The organism is Urinicoccus massiliensis (assembly GCF_900120405.1).
In the GTDB taxonomy this organism is placed as follows: domain Bacteria; phylum Bacillota; class Clostridia; order Tissierellales; family Peptoniphilaceae; genus Urinicoccus; species Urinicoccus massiliensis.
Genome location: NZ_LT635493.1, coordinates 882,589 through 898,551 on the forward strand (window position 1 = coordinate 882,589; position 15,963 = coordinate 898,551).

Here is a 15,963-nt window from a genome sequence, read left to right on the forward strand (position 1 = left end):
AGGAAGTATGAAATTTCAACCATTAATTAGTGGCAGTAGTGGAAATTGTCAGTATATAGAAACAAAAGAAACAAAAATTCTTGTGGATGCAGGGATGACTGGGAAAAAAATCCAAGAGCTCCTGGAGGAAATCCAGGTGGACCCTAGGGACTTGGATGGGATTTTAGTCACCCATGAGCACTATGACCACACCTCGGCTGTGGGGGTCCTGGCCCGGCGCTACGGCATCAAGGTCTTTGCCAATGAAAACACCTGGATGGCCATGGAAAAAACCGTCAAGACTATCCCCTCAGGCCAAAGGCAGGTCTTTACCACCGGGGAAGATTTTCGCATCAAGGACCTCTCCATCCAAACCATTCCCACCTTCCACGACTGTGTCCATGGGACCAGTTTTATTTTGGAAGACGGCAAGACCAAGGTGTCCATGCTCACAGATACAGGTTGGGTGTCTACAACCATGATGGAAAAAATGAAGGGGGCTGACCTCTATTATATTGAGGCCAACCACGATGAAGAAATGCTCCGAACCGGACCCTATTCCTTTGCCCTCAAACAGAGGATTGCCTCCAACCGGGGCCACCTGTCCAACCACCATGCGGCAGATGTCCTAAGTAAGATACTAGAAAAAAAGAAGGAGCACGTAATTTTGGCCCACATGTCTACGGACAACAACGACCCCCTTTTGGCCATTCGGACCTTTAGAGAGGACCTGGCCCTGCACAACATCCATGAGGGCCTCCACTTTACCATGGAGGTAGCTAAAAAGACCAAACCCAGCGACCCATTTCTAGGAAAGGAAGACCAATGAAGATACTATTAACCAATGATGACGGATACAAGGCCCCGGGAATTTATGCCCTGGCCAAGAGGCTTGAAAAAAACCACCAGCTGATTTTGGTGGCACCTGAAGTGGAGCATTCCGGCATGAGCCATTCCATTACCCTCCGCAGGCCCCTGGAAATTCGCAAGGAAAAATTAGAGGGCATCCAAAGTCCCGTTTATTCTGTCCAGGGAACACCGGCAGACTGTGTCCGGGTGGCCCTAAACCACCTGCTAGAAGATGGAGTTGACCTGGTAATTTCAGGTTGTAACCTGGGCTACAATGCCGGCATGGACATCCTCTATTCTGGTACGGTGAGTGCCTGTGCTGAAGCCAACCTCTATGGCTTGCCGGCCATGGCGGTTTCGGCCCAAATGTATAAAAAATTTGAAGCCGACTTTGACCGGGCGGCAGACATTGCCCTGGATATTTTTGAAAGGGTGAAAGAGGACCTGGTGGAAGAAGTCATGACCCTAAACATCAACATCCCCTATGCCATGGGCCAACCAAAAGAAGCGGTGGTTTGCCGGATTGGCCAGCCCATTTACGACAAGTATGAAAGATTTGACCTGGGTGAGTCCGGTTTTGAATTGAAGCTGGTAGGTCGTAAGAAGGACCAATACCAAGAGGGAACCGACCGTTACTACCTGGACCTGGGCCACACCACCATGACCCCCATCAAATACGAATTTAATAACCACAAGCGTCTGGACAAGTGGCGTAGCCTTTGGCAGGACTAAGGAGGATCCATGGAAGTAAGTAAAAAAGTATGGCTGTCTGAAATGGCCATGCTCCTAGTCGCAATGATTTGGGGAGGGACCTTTGTGGCGGCGCAATTCGCCCAAGAAACCATCCCCACTTTTTGGATTTTAGCCATTCGTTTTATCCTGGCGGGCCTGATGATGTCCCTGGTCTTTTGGAAGGAATGGAAAAAACTGGATAAAAAGACCATCCGCTACGGAGCTACTATTGGCCTCTTGTTATTTTCGGGCATTGGGGTCCAAATGGTGGGCCTGCAATTCACCACCCCGGCCAAGCAATCCTTTGTTTTGGTTTCCTATGTCATTATTGTCCCCTTGATGGAGTGGGCCTTTTACAAGAAAAAACCCGCTAAGAAAATTTTTGTCTCCGGGGTCTTGTGCCTGATAGGGGTGGGGCTTTTGAGCCTCAACGACCAGTTGAGACTGAGTTTTGGCGATGCCTGTACCCTGGTCTACGCCCTTGTTTTTTCCGTCCAGGTTTTAAAGGTTGCCGACTATTCTCCCCAGGTGGACTCCCTCATTTTATTTTCCATCTTTCAATTTTTAACGGCAGGGGTCCTGAGCCTTCTTTTGGCCCTGATAACCAGGGAAGTTCTTGTCGTTGAAACTGTTTCGAAAACTTCTTTTTGGGGTATTGTATACCTAACAATCTTTAATACAGCCCTGGCCTTTACCATACAAAATATGGCGCAAAAGTATGCCAGACCGGCCAATACGGCCTTGATTATGGCAACAGAATCTATTTTTGGGGCCCTGGCAGCCTACTTTTTTGCCGGGGAAATCTTTGATTTGAGGAAGATCATAGGTTGTAGTTTGATTTTTATTGCCATATTTTCTGCCCAATTTAATCCCAAGGCCCTGGTGGCCGGAAAGAAAGGAAAAAAACATGACAGACAAGCAAGTACATTTTGAAGAGAGACTAGAATCCACCTTTTCCGTCTGGAAGAGCAGCTTTCTAACCATCCTCTTGGCCTGCCTTCTTGCAGGCTTATTGACAGCAGGAAGCCAGCAATTGAGCTACCAGCTATTTCCTTCCACCAATCCCAAGGTCTTGGTGGAAAGACAACTGGAAGAGAATAAAAAGGCCATAGACCAAGGCAACATCGACGTCAATTGGGGTTTGGGCCTGGGAAGCAAGGTCAAGCTCAGTGTGGCCAACCTGTCCATCCTGGTGGGTCCCTTGGCCAATATGGTGTCCGCCGGCCTATTTGTTGCAATCTACAAGAGGGTCTTGGAGGGAAAACAAGCCCAAGTGGGGGACATCTTTATCTTTTTTAAGAAAAATTTTCCGAGAAACTACTTAATTTGCTTTTTAGTCAATCTGATTTCAACTCTTTTGTCCGCCCTCTACATGATACCGGCCATGATTTTTGGCATCTACATGTTCTTCTGGCCCCTGGCCCTCTACAAGGGACTGGATGGAAATGGCCTTTCTGTTTCCAAGTTCTTCAAGGACAGCCTGGCTGAATCCAATGGTGAAAGAGGAACAATTTTCGCCAAGTTTTTCAAGTACGGGTTTATTGTTTTTGTCGTGGTCTTTATCCTGTCCTTCGCCGTTCTTATGGCAACTGCTTCTTCTGGATCTATGGGTGGCCTAGTAGGCCTAGGAGCGGGTCTTATTGCCGCCCTGATAATGGTAGTGGTGGAACCCTTTATCTACCTGGCCTATATTGAAGTCTTCCTGGAAAGAAAAAAATTGGTCCTGGAAAGACAGAGGATCCAAGACCAGCTTATGGCAGACCAAGCTCCCCAAGACCAGGATGAAAACTTGAACCCAGAAGTGGAAGAAGAAAAACCCCAGGTCAAACCCTATGACCAAGGGATCCATAGTGATTTTGATTAAAAAAGACGCCAGATGAACAGGCCCCCATTCATTGGACTTAAAAACCAATGAATGGGGGCTTGTTCAAGTTTTAGATGTTTTTAATTTTAATTGAATTGACAATTATTATAGATGATGAGATAATAAATAAAAATTAATAATAGTCACTCTTCATAGAAGAGTAAAGGGGGAAGTTGAGTGAAAATCTCACGCAGTGCCGCTACCGTAATTGCCAAGCAAGAGCCGGATTACCTGACGATTAAATTCTCTACGGGTCATAGAGAAGGCTTTTTTAGTATGCCCCGTGCATACATTTTTTTTGCTTAAAAATTGGACCGAAAGAAAGGAAAAAGAAGATGAGAAGTTTGAAGAAGGTTAGCTCATTGTTTTTGGCGGGAGTTATGATTTTTAGTCTCACGGCTTGTAATTCTCAAGGAAAAGCAAACGATAACAAGGGAAATGCACAGGAAGCAAAAGTTGCTTCGGAAAAAGATGCTAATAGTGATTACGAACCTGTTACTATAACGGTGGATTTGGAAAGAAGCGGTCTTGGTTCAAAAGTTGAAGAAACCTTTACGAAACCTCCCATGAAAGTTGTAGCAAAGGGCGATCAAATGGCTGACTATTTCTTTGATTTAGGTCTGGAAGACCATATGGCAGGCTACAGTCATGGTCAATGTTACAGTACGGTTTCTCAATATCCTGCAAGAGATGTAGTACCTATTTTAGGTGGAGAATCAGGAGACTTTACTAAAGAAGAACTCTTAGCTACAGGTTGTGACTTCTTGATGGGATGGGATTCGTTATTTTCAGACAAAAATTTCAACAAAGAATTTTGTCAAGAAAATGGAATCGCAATGTACACTCCTTACTGTGCTACTGACTTCGCAACCTTTGAAGACATCTACAAAGATTACGAAACCTTGGGAAAAATTTTTAACGTAAAAGAACGTGCAGCAGAAAAAGTAAATGCAATGAAAGAAAAAATTGAAAATGTAAAGAACACTCTTGGAAAAGAAGCTTACGAAAAGCCTGTAAAAGTTTTCGTATTTGATTCAGGTGCAGATAAAGCTTTCACTGCATGCAAAGGAATGCCAGGGGATATTATAAAACTTGCAGGTGGGATATCAGTTTTTGATGATATAGATAAAGGCTGGGCTACAGTGTCTTGGGAACAAGTTGTAGAGAAAAATCCTGATGTTATTTTGATTTTGGATTACAATGGAGAAACTAAGGAAAAAATGGATTGGTTATACTCAAGTGAAGCCTTAAAAGACGTATCAGCAATTAAAAATAAGAGAATAATATCTGCTAATGCTGCAGACATGCAAGGTAGTGCAGGCTCAGCCGGAACGGTTGAAATCATAGCAAAAGGCTTGTATCCGGAAAAATTTAAAAATGCAAAATAAAAAATTGGAGCTTCCGTTAAGCTCAGGGAAGGTAAAAATATTTTGCTTATTTATGCTGGCTTTGATTCTATTTTCCGCAGTTTTAAGCATACTCTTCGGAAGCGTAAATATAAAACCAGACTGGATTACTAAAATTGTAGTAAATAAAATCGCTGAAAAAGAAATATTTACTATCGAATGGGCTAAAAATATAGAGTCGATCGTTTGGACTCTAAGGATGCCGAGAATACTGATGGCATTTATCGTTGGAGCATCGTTAAGTTTGAGTGGGGTTTTGATGCAGGCATTGACGAAAAACTCCCTGGCAGATCCCTACGTCTTGGGAATAAGTTCCGGGGCATCTACCGGAGCGGTGGCAGCAATCATATACGGAGTTTTCGGTTTTATGGGATCATACGGAATCGTTTTCGGTGCAATCATAGGCTCGGTTGTTTCCATAGCCTTAGCACTTAAAGTTTCGAGCATAAAGGGAAAAATTACATCAACACAATTGGTTTTGTCTGGAATTGCAGTTTCGGCGATATTTTCAGCACTAACGAATATAATCATATACAGTTCAGGTGCAGGTTCCGATAAAATCAGGACTGCGCTGTTCTGGATGATGGGGTCTTTAAGCAGTGCAAAATGGAATCAGATAGGTTATATCTTTATGATATTTTTAGTATCATTCATGCTTATCTATTCATTACACAAAAGCTTGGATGCAATGCTCTTGGGAGATGACGTCGCAACAACGATAGGTGTTGACTTGGATAAAATTAAACCCATAATAATTATTCTTTGTTCAATCTTAACTGGAACGATTGTTTCAGTAAGTGGAACCATAGGATTCGTAGGTCTAGTCATACCTCACGTTACGAGATTAATCGTAGGCGCAAATCATAAAAAATTAATACCTGCCACAGTCTTGGTAGGTGGCTTTTTCCTGATTATATGCGATTTGCTCTCAAGAGTGATCGTTGCACCGGAAGAAGTTCCAATAGGTGTTGTAACCGCTGTATTCGGCGCACCGTTTTTCTTATTTTTGATTAGAAAAAGAAAGGCGATGTAGTATGAAAGAATTAAGGGTACAAGATTTAAAATTCAGCGTCGATAACAAAAATATTCTAAACAATATAAATTTAGAAGTAGGTAAGAATGAATTTGTAGGACTTATCGGTCCCAACGGTGCCGGAAAATCAACATTGTTAAAGAACATTTACAATGTATTAAAGCCCAGTAGCGGATCGATTTATCTCACAGGCGATGAACTTTCAAAGCTGCCAAATAAGGAAATAGCAAAAAGAATGTCCGTATTATCCCAGGAACATAATATGGAATTTGATATGAAAGTGTTGGAAATAGTTTTACTCGGAAGATACGCACACGACAACTCTTTGTTTAAAAGCAGTACTAAAGAGGATATCGAAATTGCCATGGCATCTTTAAAAAAGGTTGGTCTCGAATCCTTTGCCGACAGAAATTTCTTCAGTCTTTCAGGAGGGGAAAAACAAAGGGTGCTTCTTGCAAGAGTATTAACGCAAGCTTGCAAATTTATAGTCCTTGACGAACCCACAAATCATTTGGACGTAATGTACCAATATCAGACCATGGAGATTTTAAAAAAAGAAAATGTAACAGTTTTTTCATCCATACATGATTTGAACATTGCGGCAATGTATTGCGACAGAATCATTTTGCTACAAAAAGGAAAAGTGATAGATGTCGGAAGGCCAGAGGAAATTTTAACCGAAGAAAAAATTTCTGCAGTATTTCATGTCGGTGTGGAAGCTAAAATAAATAGTAAAACAGGAAAAATTCAAATTTACTATTTTCCAAAAGAATAAAGCTATCATAAACCAGGGTTTTAATAAGTTGACCCCAAAAAGTTGGACCGAGTCCCAGGACTGATCGGTTACTAGCTCAAGACTGTATAAAATTTTGTGTATAGAACCTCCTGATTAGGGTAAAGAAAAACTAATCAGGAGGATTTTTTATGATCCTATAAAAATAAAAGGCAGGCCTTAATGAAAGGCCTGCCTTTTGACTTGTGGTGGAGAATAGGGGACTTGAACCCCTGACCTTCTGGCTGCCAGCCAGACGCTCTCCCAGCTGAGCTAATTCCCCAAGCCACATAATTATATCCTAGAAAGGAGGACTTGTCCAGTAAAAAAATATTTTTTTTGCAAAAATTTAAGAGGCCCGGGAAAAAGCAGGGGGAAGAAGGCTTTTCAAGCAGAGAAAAAAGAGGGGAAAAAGGCCGGGGAAAACTTGGGAAAGGGCAAGAAAAGTCTTGACCCCAGGGCCTGGATGTGGTTAAATAAACATGTTATGGGATGTTGGGAGGCCAGCTCAGAGAAAAAACCGGCTGCCTTGCAAGGAGGGGGTTAGGATTTGACATCTCCCTATCTCCACCAACCGTCATCTGAGCCGTGGAGGGCTCCTTTTTTTATGAAAAAGTAAGATGGCAAAGATTTATCTAATTTCTTGAAAAAAATTCTAAAAAGCTTGACAATTCAATGAATAAAGGCATTGAATATGATATAATAAGATAGTTGAAGATTTTTAAGAAAACTTAAATGGATTGGATAAAAATTAAAGATAAATGAGGAAAGGTGAAAAGGCGTGGGATTATTTGATACGTTGTTCGGTTCTTACTCGGACCGAGAAATTAAAAAAATTCAGCCCTTAGTAAAGCAAGTGATCAGTTTAGACAAGGAAATGCAAGGTCTAAGCGATGACCAACTAAAGGCCAAAACAGAAGAATTTAAAAAGAGGGTCCAAGAGGATGGGGAAAGTTTAGACTCTATCCTACCAGAAGCCTTTGCTGTGGTTCGAGAAGCAGCATGGCGGGTCCTGGGCATGAAACACTTTGAAGTCCAAATTATTGGGGGGATTATCCTCCACCAAGGACGGATTGCCGAAATGAAAACTGGGGAAGGTAAGACCCTGGTAGCCACCCTACCGGCCTACTTAAATGCCCTGGAAGGCAGGGGTGTCCATGTAGTTACAGTCAATGACTACCTGGCCAACCGGGACCGGGAATGGATGGGCAAGATCTACGAATTCCTAGGCCTGTCTGTGGGATGTATCCTCCACGACATGACTCCGGAAGAAAGAAAGATTGCCTATAATTCCGATATTACTTACGGGACCAACAACGAATTTGGTTTTGACTACCTAAGAGACAACATGGTCATCTACAAGGAAGAAATGGTTCAAAGAGACCTCCACTATTGTATCGTGGACGAAGTGGACTCTATCTTAATTGATGAGGCCAGAACTCCTTTGATTATTTCAGGCCAAGGAGATGAATCCACAGACCTCTACATCCGGGCAAGGGACTTTGTCAACACCCTAACCAGCCGGGTTAAGTCCCAAGACGAAGAAAGAGCAGACATCTTCAACCGGGAATTTACCGAGGAAACGGTAGACTATGTCATTGACGAAAAACAAAAGACCTCAACCCTGACGGACAAGGGGACTGCCAAGGCAGAAAGCTATTTTGGCATCGACAACTTGTCTGACATGGAAAACATGGAACTGGCCCACCATATTAACCAAGCCCTGAAGGCCCAAGGAAATATGAAGAGGGACATCGACTATGTAGTCCAAGAAAATGAAATCATCATTGTAGATGAATTTACCGGTCGTTTGATGTATGGACGTCGCTATTCAGACGGCCTCCACCAAGCCATTGAAGCCAAGGAAGCCATTGAAGTCAAGGCAGAATCCAAGACCCTGGCTACAGTTACCTTCCAAAACTTCTTTAGGATGTATGACAAGCTGGCCGGGATGACCGGGACAGCCAAGACGGAAGAAGAAGAGTTCCGGGAAATCTACAAGATTGACGTTATTGAAATTCCAACCAACAAACCCGTTATCCGGAAGGACTTAAACGACGCCATCTACAAGGACCAAGACTCTAAATTCCAAGCTGTTACAGAAGAAATTGTCAAACGCCACGAAACGGGCCAACCCATCCTGGTTGGGACTATTTCCATTGAAAAATCAGAACTTTTAAGTAAATATTTAAAGAAACGGGGCATCAAGCACCAAGTCTTAAATGCCAAAAGACACAAGCAAGAGTCTGAAATCGTAGCCCAAGCAGGTCGCTATGGGGCCGTTACCATTGCCACTAACATGGCCGGCCGTGGTACAGATATTGTCCTGGGTGGGAACCCAGAATTTATGGCCAAAAAAGAGCTGATCAAACAAGGCATCTCTGAAGCCACTCTTGAATTGGTGGACTCCTTCTTCGATACAGAAGACCAAGAAGTTATTGAAGCCCGCAAGCTCTACCAAAAAGAACTGGCTCGCTTTAAAGAAGGAACCGACGAAGAAGCCAAGAAGGTTATCCAAGCCGGAGGCCTTCACATTATCGGGACGGAACGTCATGAGTCCAGACGAATTGACAACCAATTAAGGGGTCGGTCTGGTCGGCAAGGAGACCCGGGTTCTACCCGTTTCTACATTTCCGGAGACGACGACCTCATCCGCCTATTTGCTGGAGACCGCTTTAAAAAGGTCATGTCTTCCATAGACACTCCACCAGACGAACCCATTGAGCACAAGATCCTAACCCGTTTAATCGAATCTGCTCAAAGAAAGGTAGAAGGCAACAACTTCTCCATCCGGAAAAACGTCCTCCAATATGACGACGTTATGAACAAGCAAAGACAAGTTATTTACGGGGAACGTCGCAAGGTTTTGGAAGGTCAAAATTTAAAAGACGACATCCTGAATATGGTCAGGGGTCTGGTAGACAGCCTGGTGGACTTCTACAACAAGTCTGACGAACACGGACACAAAAACTTGGACCGCCAAGGCCTCTTAAACAGTTTAATTGAAACCTTCGGCTTTGAAGAAAATGAACTGGCGGGCCACGAAAAAGACTCCATCCAAGACTTGAAAGAAGTCATCAGCCAAAAGGCCTTTGACCGCTACCAAGGAAAAGAAGAAGAATTCGGGTCTGACAAGTTCAGAGAAGTAGAACGAGTCATCCTCCTGCAAGTGGTGGACCAAAAGTGGATGGACCACATCGACGCCATGGACCAACTCCGTCAAGGAATTGGCCTAAGAGCTGTAGGCCAAGTAGACCCGGCCCGGGCCTACCAAAACGAAGGCTTCGATATGTTTGAAGCCATGAATGAAACCATCCGGGAAGACACCGTGAAGATGCTCTTCCACGTCTACAATCCTGAAAATGTCCACCGGGTCCGGGTGGCTAAGGAAGTAGAAACAGTCAACCCCGATGATGGCAAGCAAAAACCCTATGTCCGCAAGAATGAAAAGGTCGGACGAAACGACCCCTGTCCTTGTGGAAGTGGGAAGAAATATAAAAACTGCTGCGGCAAAAACGACTAAGGAGGACCTATGGAGCAAAACATCTATCTGGATAAAGAAAGCTTAGAAAAGGCAAAAAATCTGGTTTTAGAACTTGGAGCATCCATAGACATCAACTCTTTAAAGGAAGAAGAAAAAGAAATCGAAAAAGAAACCTTCCAACCGGGTTTTTGGGACGATTCTCAGGCGGCGCAAAAGTTAATCAAAAAGCAAAACCAGTACAAGGAAAAAATTGACACCTACGACCACCTCATGGCAGACATTGAAGAAGCGGAAGTCATGATTGACCTCATGGAAGAAGAAGAGGACTTTAGCTTTTACGACCAATTTAAAGAAGCTGTTAAAAATATCCGGGACAGGGCGGCCAACTTCAAGTTGACCACCCTCCTAACGGGGGAATACGACGACAATGCAGCCATTGTCTCCATTCATGCCGGAGCCGGAGGAACGGAAGCCCAAGACTGGGCAGACATGCTCTACCGGATGTACCGTCGCTATGGAGATAAAAAGGGTTTCAAGGTAGAAACCCTGGACCTCTTAACAGAAGACGAGGCAGGGATCAAGTCCGTAACCATGCGGATGGCCGGCCCCCATGCCTACGGCTATCTCAAGGCGGAAAAGGGAGTCCACCGTCTAGTCCGTATCAGCCCCTTTGATGCGGCCAAAAAACGGCACACCTCTTTTTCTAGTGTAGACGTCTATCCTGAATTGGACGACGATATTGAAGTCGACATCAAGGATGAAGACTTGAAAATTGACACCTACCGGTCCTCTGGGGCCGGGGGCCAACACGTCAATACAACGGATTCCGCTGTTCGGATTACCCATATTCCCACAGGGATTGTGGTCCAATGCCAAAATGAACGGTCACAAATCCAAAATAGGGAGCAGGCCATGAATATGCTGAAGGCAAAATTAATTGCCCTGGCAGAAGAAGAGAAAAAAGAAAAGATTGACGACCTCCAAGGCAACTATGCACAAATTGCCTGGGGATCCCAAATCCGCTCTTACGTTTTTCAACCCTATACCATGGTTAAAGACCACAGGACAGGGGAAGAAGTAGGGGATGTAAACCGGGTTATGGACGGAGACCTGGACCCCTTTATCAACGCCTACCTGCAAAAAACGGCTACAGAATCCAAGGAAAATTAAAAGAAGTCGAGAGGATCTTTAGGGGAAACCACCGTGAAGGTCCTTTCTTTATGAACAATAGGAGGCCCTATGAAGATTAGTGCAGAATTAGCCAAGGAACTTAATTTAGGAGAAAAATCAGTCCAAGCCGCCCTGGACCTGATTAATGACAACAACACCATCCCCTTTATTGCCCGTTATCGAAAAGAGCAAACCGGCAACATGAGTGATGATGACCTCCGGACCCTTTATGCCCGTTACCTGGCCCTAAAGTCCCTGGAGGAAAAAAAGGAAGAAGTGGAGAGAAAACTCAAGGACCTGGAAGTCTACAATGAAGACCTGGCCAAGGCCATTGAAGAGGCCAAGACCCTGACAGACCTGGAGGACATCTACCGGCCCTACCGGCCCAAACGTAGGACCCGGGCCACCATTGCCAAGGAAAAGGGCTATGGTCCTGTCTATGAAATCCTGGTTAAGGAAGGGGCAACAGAGGCAGACTTAAAAAATTGCCTGGAAGACTTTGAAGACCCGGAAGAGGCCCTGCAAGGAGGTCAAGACATCCTGGCAGAAGCCTATTCTGACCATGCAAAAATTCGGGCCCTGGTGAAAAAATTTGTCCGGCTCACAGGACAAATTGCCAGCCAGGAAGGCAAGGAAAGCAACGACACCTATGCCATGTACTATGACCGGGAAGAACCCCTTAAGCGGATTCAAAACCACCGGGTCCTGGCCCTGAACCGGGGAGAAAAAGAAGAAGCCCTCAAGGTCAAAATCAACTTTCCCAAGGACCTCTTGGAAGGTCAAGTGGCCATGATGGCCTTGGTGGACAACCAGGTCAAGGACAAGCAAGAAGAAGCCCTGAAAGACGGTCTGGACCGTCTGGTCTATCCTTCCATCGAAAGGGAAATCCGAAATGACCTAACAGAAAGGGCCCAAAAGGATGCCATAGATGTCTTTGCAAAAAACTTAAAGCCCCTTTTACTCATGCGGCCCCTGAAAAACAACCGGGTCCTGGCCATGGACCCAGGCTATCGAACTGGATGCAAGGTTGCTGCCTTGGATGAATATGGAAAGGTCCTGGACCATACTGTAATCTACATTACCAAGTCTGACCGAGAAAAAGAGGCCGGGGAAAAAGAAATCCTCCGGCTCATTAAAAAGTACGGCCTCCAAGTGGCTTCCATTGGCAACGGAACCGCCTCCCGGGAGACGGAACAATTTATGAGTGACTTGATCCAAGACAACCATCTGGACATGACCTATGCCATTACCAACGAGGCAGGGGCGTCCATTTACAGTGCCTCCAAGCTGGGGGCGGAAGAATTTCCTGACCTGGATGTTACTGTCCGGGGGGCCATTTCCATTGGCCGCCGTCTCCAAGACCCCCTGGCAGAATTAGTCAAGATTGAACCCCGGCATATTGGTGTGGGCCAATACCAACACGACCTGCCCAAGCAAGAATTGGAAGGCACCCTCCAAGGGGTGGTCCAAGATAGTGTAAACCGGGTGGGGGTAGACCCCAATACAGCTTCTGTTCCCCTCTTGTCCTATGTGGCGGGGATTGGACCTAAGCTGGCCAAGGAAATTGTCAAGTACCGGGAAGAAAAGGGTCCCTTCCATTCCATAAAAGAACTCAAGGAAGTCAAGGGAATGGGACCAGCCAGCTTCCAACAATCGGCAGGATTTTTGCGGATTGTGGATGCAGAAAATATCCTGGACCAAACGGCTGTCCACCCCGAATCCTATCCCCTGGCCCAACTTCTTTTAGAGGGCAAGGAAGACCAGGCCAAGGAAATGGCAAGGGAAGCCGACATGACCTATACCCTGGAGGATATCAAGGAAGAATTAAAGGCTCCGGGCCGGGACCCTCGGGACCAATTAGACCAAGTTTCCCTTCGCAAGGGAGCCATGGGCCTGGACGATTTAGAGTTGGGCATGCAGTTCCAAGGGCCCATCCGCAATGTTGTCAACTTTGGTGCCTTTGTAGATATTGGCATCAAGGAAGACGGCCTGGTCCACAGATCGAAATTATTAAATGCCCCCAAGGACCGGAGAGCCTACCAGGCCTTTGACCCCAGCAAGGCCTACAAGGTAGGGATGACCCTTTCTGTAGAAGTCATTGAAATCGACAAGGAAAGGGGCCGGGTGGGACTGAAGGAAATTTCTTCTGGCCCAGAGTTTTAAGAAAGATTTATGGGGTATCTATTAGATAGGTGATGCAATGAAATTTTTACAAGTTCTGCTGGTGGTAGCCATTAGTGGCCTTATTGGATATGTAACCAATGTCCTGGCCATTAAGAGCCTCTTTCGGCCCATTCGGCCGGTAAAGGTGGGTCCCTTCTCTATCCAGGGCCTCATTCCCAAAAGGCGGTTTGACGTGGCCCAAAGTATTGGGTCCATGGTGGCCAGTGAACTTTTAAGTCAGGATGATTTGGTTTCCCAAATCATCAGCGATGAAGATGAAGAAAGATTTAGAGAGATATTAATTCAAAAAATCCAAAAAATTGTCTTGGAAAAAATTGCCTTCTTGCCCCTAGGTATTCAAAACAAGATTTTAGTTACCGTTGAAGACAAGATGGACAAGGAAAGTTCTAAACTTTTCAATGAGGTCAGGGCCCTGGCTGAAGACCACATTCGAAACAAGGTCGATGTTGGAGCATTAATTGAAGAAAAGATTAATGCCTTGGATTTAGAGCAGTTGGAAGAATTGACCCTGCAAATTGCCGCCAAGGAATTGAGGGCGATTGAATGGGTTGGCCTGGTTATGGGGGCTGGAATTGGTTTAATTCAAGGTCTCTTAACCGTTTACTTGTTTTAAGGAGGATTATGATGAATAAGGATTCACTTTTAGGAAAATGGGAACAATTAAAGGGAAGTGCAGAAAAAGAATGGGGCAAGCTGACCAAGGATGACTGGAATGAAATCAAGGGTGATGCTCAAATTCTAAAGGGAAAAATCCAAGAACGCTATGGATTGACCAAGGAAGAAGCAGAAAAAGCCTATGAAGACTTCAAGGCAAAATTAGACAAATAAAAATGATCCCCTGGGACTGCACTGACCCCCAAAAGTTGGACCAAGAAATCCAACCTTTGGGGGTCTTTTAATGGCAAAATACAGTTACGAATTGAAGAAGAAAATCGTCGAGGAGTACTTGTGTGGTAAAACAAGTTATCAAGCCTTAGCAATGAAATACCAAATCGAGAAGTCCGTTCTCAGGCTATGGATTAGCAATTACAAAAATTATGGCGATGAAGGCTTAATGCGCTCTAGAAATAATCGTGCGTATAGTGTAGAGTTTAAGTTAGAAGCCATTACACGCTATGAAACGAGCGAATGCAGCTACCGACAACTTGCCCTCGAACTCGGTTTGACGAATCCGTCCATGATTGTCAATTGGCGAAGACAGTACCGAGAGAAGGGCATCGAGGGGCTGCTCCCGCACAAGCGAGGGAGACCTGTGACAAAGAAAAATGACCACAACCAACCACCAAAAACTGTAAAGAAAAGCGAATCTATCGACGCCTCCACACGCGAAGCATTGGAAAATCGCATCAAAGAATTAGAGACAGAAAATCGGAAACTTACCATTCAAAAGATGTTCTGGGAACAGCTCAGGAGTTTGGAGAAAGAAGAAGCAATGAACAAAAGGCGAAGATTGTCTCCAAACTCCGAGAACAATTCCAACTAACAGAGATTCTTGCCGCCATCCATTTCCCAAAGTCCACCTTTATGTATTGGCAGAAAAAATGGTCCGAAGAAGACAAGAATCAATCCTTAAAAGACGAAATCCTTGCCATTCGGAGCCAACACAAAGACTATGGTTATCGCCGCATTCATCTGGAATTAAAGAACCAGGGTCGGGTGGTGAACAAAAAGAAAGTACAACGACTAGTTCAAATCATGGGCCTTCAAGTCCACTCCTATGGCAGGAAATACAAAAAATACAACTCCTACAAAGGAGTCGTGGGCAAAATCAAGAAGAACCGAATCAACCGCCGGTTCAATACCTGCATCCCCTTGCAAAAAATCACCACCGACACCACGGAATTCAAATACTATGAAGAAGATAAGACCGGGAAACTTCAAACAAAGAAACTCTATCTCGATCCCTACATGGACATGTACAACCTGGAAATCATCAGTTACGTCCTATCCGATCAGCCCAATGGAGTCACCATGCTGCAAGGTTTAGAAGTAGCCATTGAGCGAACAAAGGCCTGTCCTTATCGACGGACCTTTCACTCCGATCGTGGTTGGGGATACCAAATGACCACATACCAAGCCATGTTAGAAAAACATCATATTTTCCAAAGTATGTCAAGAAAAGGCAACTGCTATGACAATGCACCTATGGAAAACTTCTTTAGCTTATTGAAAAGAGAAATCTACTATGGCCACAATTACCGTAGTCGTAAAGAACTGGTGCAGGCAATTGAGCAATATATCCGTTATTACAACGAAGATCGAATCAAAGAAAAGTTAGGAGGTCTAAGTCCAAAACAATACCGTGAACGCATGCAATCCGCATAGAACGAATATTATGTAAAAACAAAATCGAGCAAGCGAAATGCTTACTCGATTAGGTCCAACTTTATGGGGTCACTCTAGACCAAGGTCTTCCAGGGGATTTTTTTGAAATGAAACATTTGTTACAGAAAAATCCTGGGTTCTTTTGTTAAACTAGCCTAGGAGGCG

At 44.6% G+C, this 15,963-nt stretch carries 14 protein-coding genes, 1 tRNA gene and 1 riboswitch; of the genes, 14 read left to right on the top strand and 1 reads right to left on the bottom strand.

The window, feature by feature from the left end; all coding sequences use genetic code 11:
* Positions 1-7 precede the first annotated feature (7 nt).
* From BQ7400_RS08760 to BQ7400_RS08790, 7 genes are all read left to right on the top strand, one after another.
* Complete coding sequence (locus tag BQ7400_RS08760; RefSeq protein ID WP_072470203.1) at positions 8-808, top strand: MBL fold metallo-hydrolase; 801 nt, start codon at positions 8-10, stop codon at positions 806-808.
* Entirely contained in the window at positions 805-1,560 is a 756-nt protein-coding gene (surE, locus tag BQ7400_RS08765) for a 5'/3'-nucleotidase SurE (protein ID WP_072470204.1), read from the top strand. Before BQ7400_RS08760 ends, surE begins: the two co-directional genes overlap by 4 nt.
* A 9-nt stretch (positions 1,561-1,569) precedes the next feature.
* Positions 1,570-2,493: a DMT family transporter gene (locus BQ7400_RS08770; protein ID WP_072470205.1), complete on the top strand. Its 924-nt coding sequence runs from the start codon at positions 1,570-1,572 to the stop codon at positions 2,491-2,493.
* Complete coding sequence (locus BQ7400_RS08775) at positions 2,468-3,424, top strand: hypothetical protein (RefSeq protein WP_072470206.1); 957 nt, start codon at positions 2,468-2,470, stop codon at positions 3,422-3,424. Before BQ7400_RS08770 ends, BQ7400_RS08775 begins: the two co-directional genes overlap by 26 nt.
* A gap of 124 nt (positions 3,425-3,548) precedes the next feature.
* A riboswitch (cobalamin riboswitch) is annotated at positions 3,549-3,677 on the top strand.
* Between the two features lie 82 nt (positions 3,678-3,759).
* The gene (locus tag BQ7400_RS08780) at positions 3,760-4,812 is read left to right on the top strand and encodes an ABC transporter substrate-binding protein (RefSeq protein WP_083553321.1); all 1,053 of its coding nucleotides are present in this window, start codon (positions 3,760-3,762) and stop codon (positions 4,810-4,812) included.
* Entirely contained in the window at positions 4,802-5,863 is a 1,062-nt protein-coding gene (locus BQ7400_RS08785) for a FecCD family ABC transporter permease (RefSeq protein ID WP_072470207.1), read from the top strand. The genes BQ7400_RS08780 and BQ7400_RS08785 overlap by 11 nt, the downstream gene beginning before the upstream one ends.
* Position 5,864: 1 nt before the next feature.
* Positions 5,865-6,638 (top strand): ABC transporter ATP-binding protein, encoded by a 774-nt coding sequence (locus BQ7400_RS08790; RefSeq protein ID WP_072470208.1) that lies wholly within the window; start codon positions 5,865-5,867, stop codon positions 6,636-6,638.
* 204 nt (positions 6,639-6,842) lie between these two features.
* Here BQ7400_RS08790 and BQ7400_RS08795 read toward each other — a convergent pair.
* Positions 6,843-6,918 (bottom strand) — tRNA-Ala (locus BQ7400_RS08795).
* Positions 6,919-7,416: 498 nt separating this feature from the next.
* Between BQ7400_RS08795 and secA the strand changes: the two genes are divergently transcribed.
* The 7 genes from secA (at position 7,417) to BQ7400_RS10365 (ending at position 15,798) form a co-directional block, all read left to right on the top strand.
* On the top strand, positions 7,417-10,158 hold the full coding sequence (secA, locus tag BQ7400_RS08800) for a preprotein translocase subunit SecA (RefSeq protein WP_072470209.1): 2,742 nt from the start codon (positions 7,417-7,419) through the stop codon (positions 10,156-10,158).
* Between the two features lie 9 nt (positions 10,159-10,167).
* Positions 10,168-11,289 carry a peptide chain release factor 2 gene (gene prfB / locus BQ7400_RS08805; RefSeq protein ID WP_072470210.1) on the top strand — a complete coding sequence of 374 codons (1,122 nt, stop codon included), beginning with the start codon at positions 10,168-10,170 and terminating at the stop codon, positions 11,287-11,289.
* 69 nt (positions 11,290-11,358) lie between these two features.
* Positions 11,359-13,452 carry a helix-hairpin-helix domain-containing protein gene (locus BQ7400_RS08810; RefSeq protein WP_072470211.1) on the top strand — a complete coding sequence of 698 codons (2,094 nt, stop codon included), beginning with the start codon at positions 11,359-11,361 and terminating at the stop codon, positions 13,450-13,452.
* A 37-nt stretch (positions 13,453-13,489) separates the two neighbouring features.
* Entirely contained in the window at positions 13,490-14,086 is a 597-nt protein-coding gene (locus BQ7400_RS08815) for a DUF445 domain-containing protein (protein WP_034437653.1), read from the top strand.
* An 11-nt stretch (positions 14,087-14,097) separates the two neighbouring features.
* Positions 14,098-14,301 carry a CsbD family protein gene (locus tag BQ7400_RS08820; RefSeq protein ID WP_009431897.1) on the top strand — a complete coding sequence of 68 codons (204 nt, stop codon included), beginning with the start codon at positions 14,098-14,100 and terminating at the stop codon, positions 14,299-14,301.
* Between the two features lie 70 nt (positions 14,302-14,371).
* Positions 14,372-14,956: a helix-turn-helix domain-containing protein gene (locus BQ7400_RS10875; RefSeq protein ID WP_072469058.1), complete on the top strand. Its 585-nt coding sequence runs from the start codon at positions 14,372-14,374 to the stop codon at positions 14,954-14,956.
* Positions 14,869-15,798: an IS3 family transposase gene (locus BQ7400_RS10365; protein ID WP_245759391.1), complete on the top strand. Its 930-nt coding sequence runs from the start codon at positions 14,869-14,871 to the stop codon at positions 15,796-15,798. Before BQ7400_RS10875 ends, BQ7400_RS10365 begins: the two co-directional genes overlap by 88 nt.
* Positions 15,799-15,963: the final 165 nt, after the last annotated feature.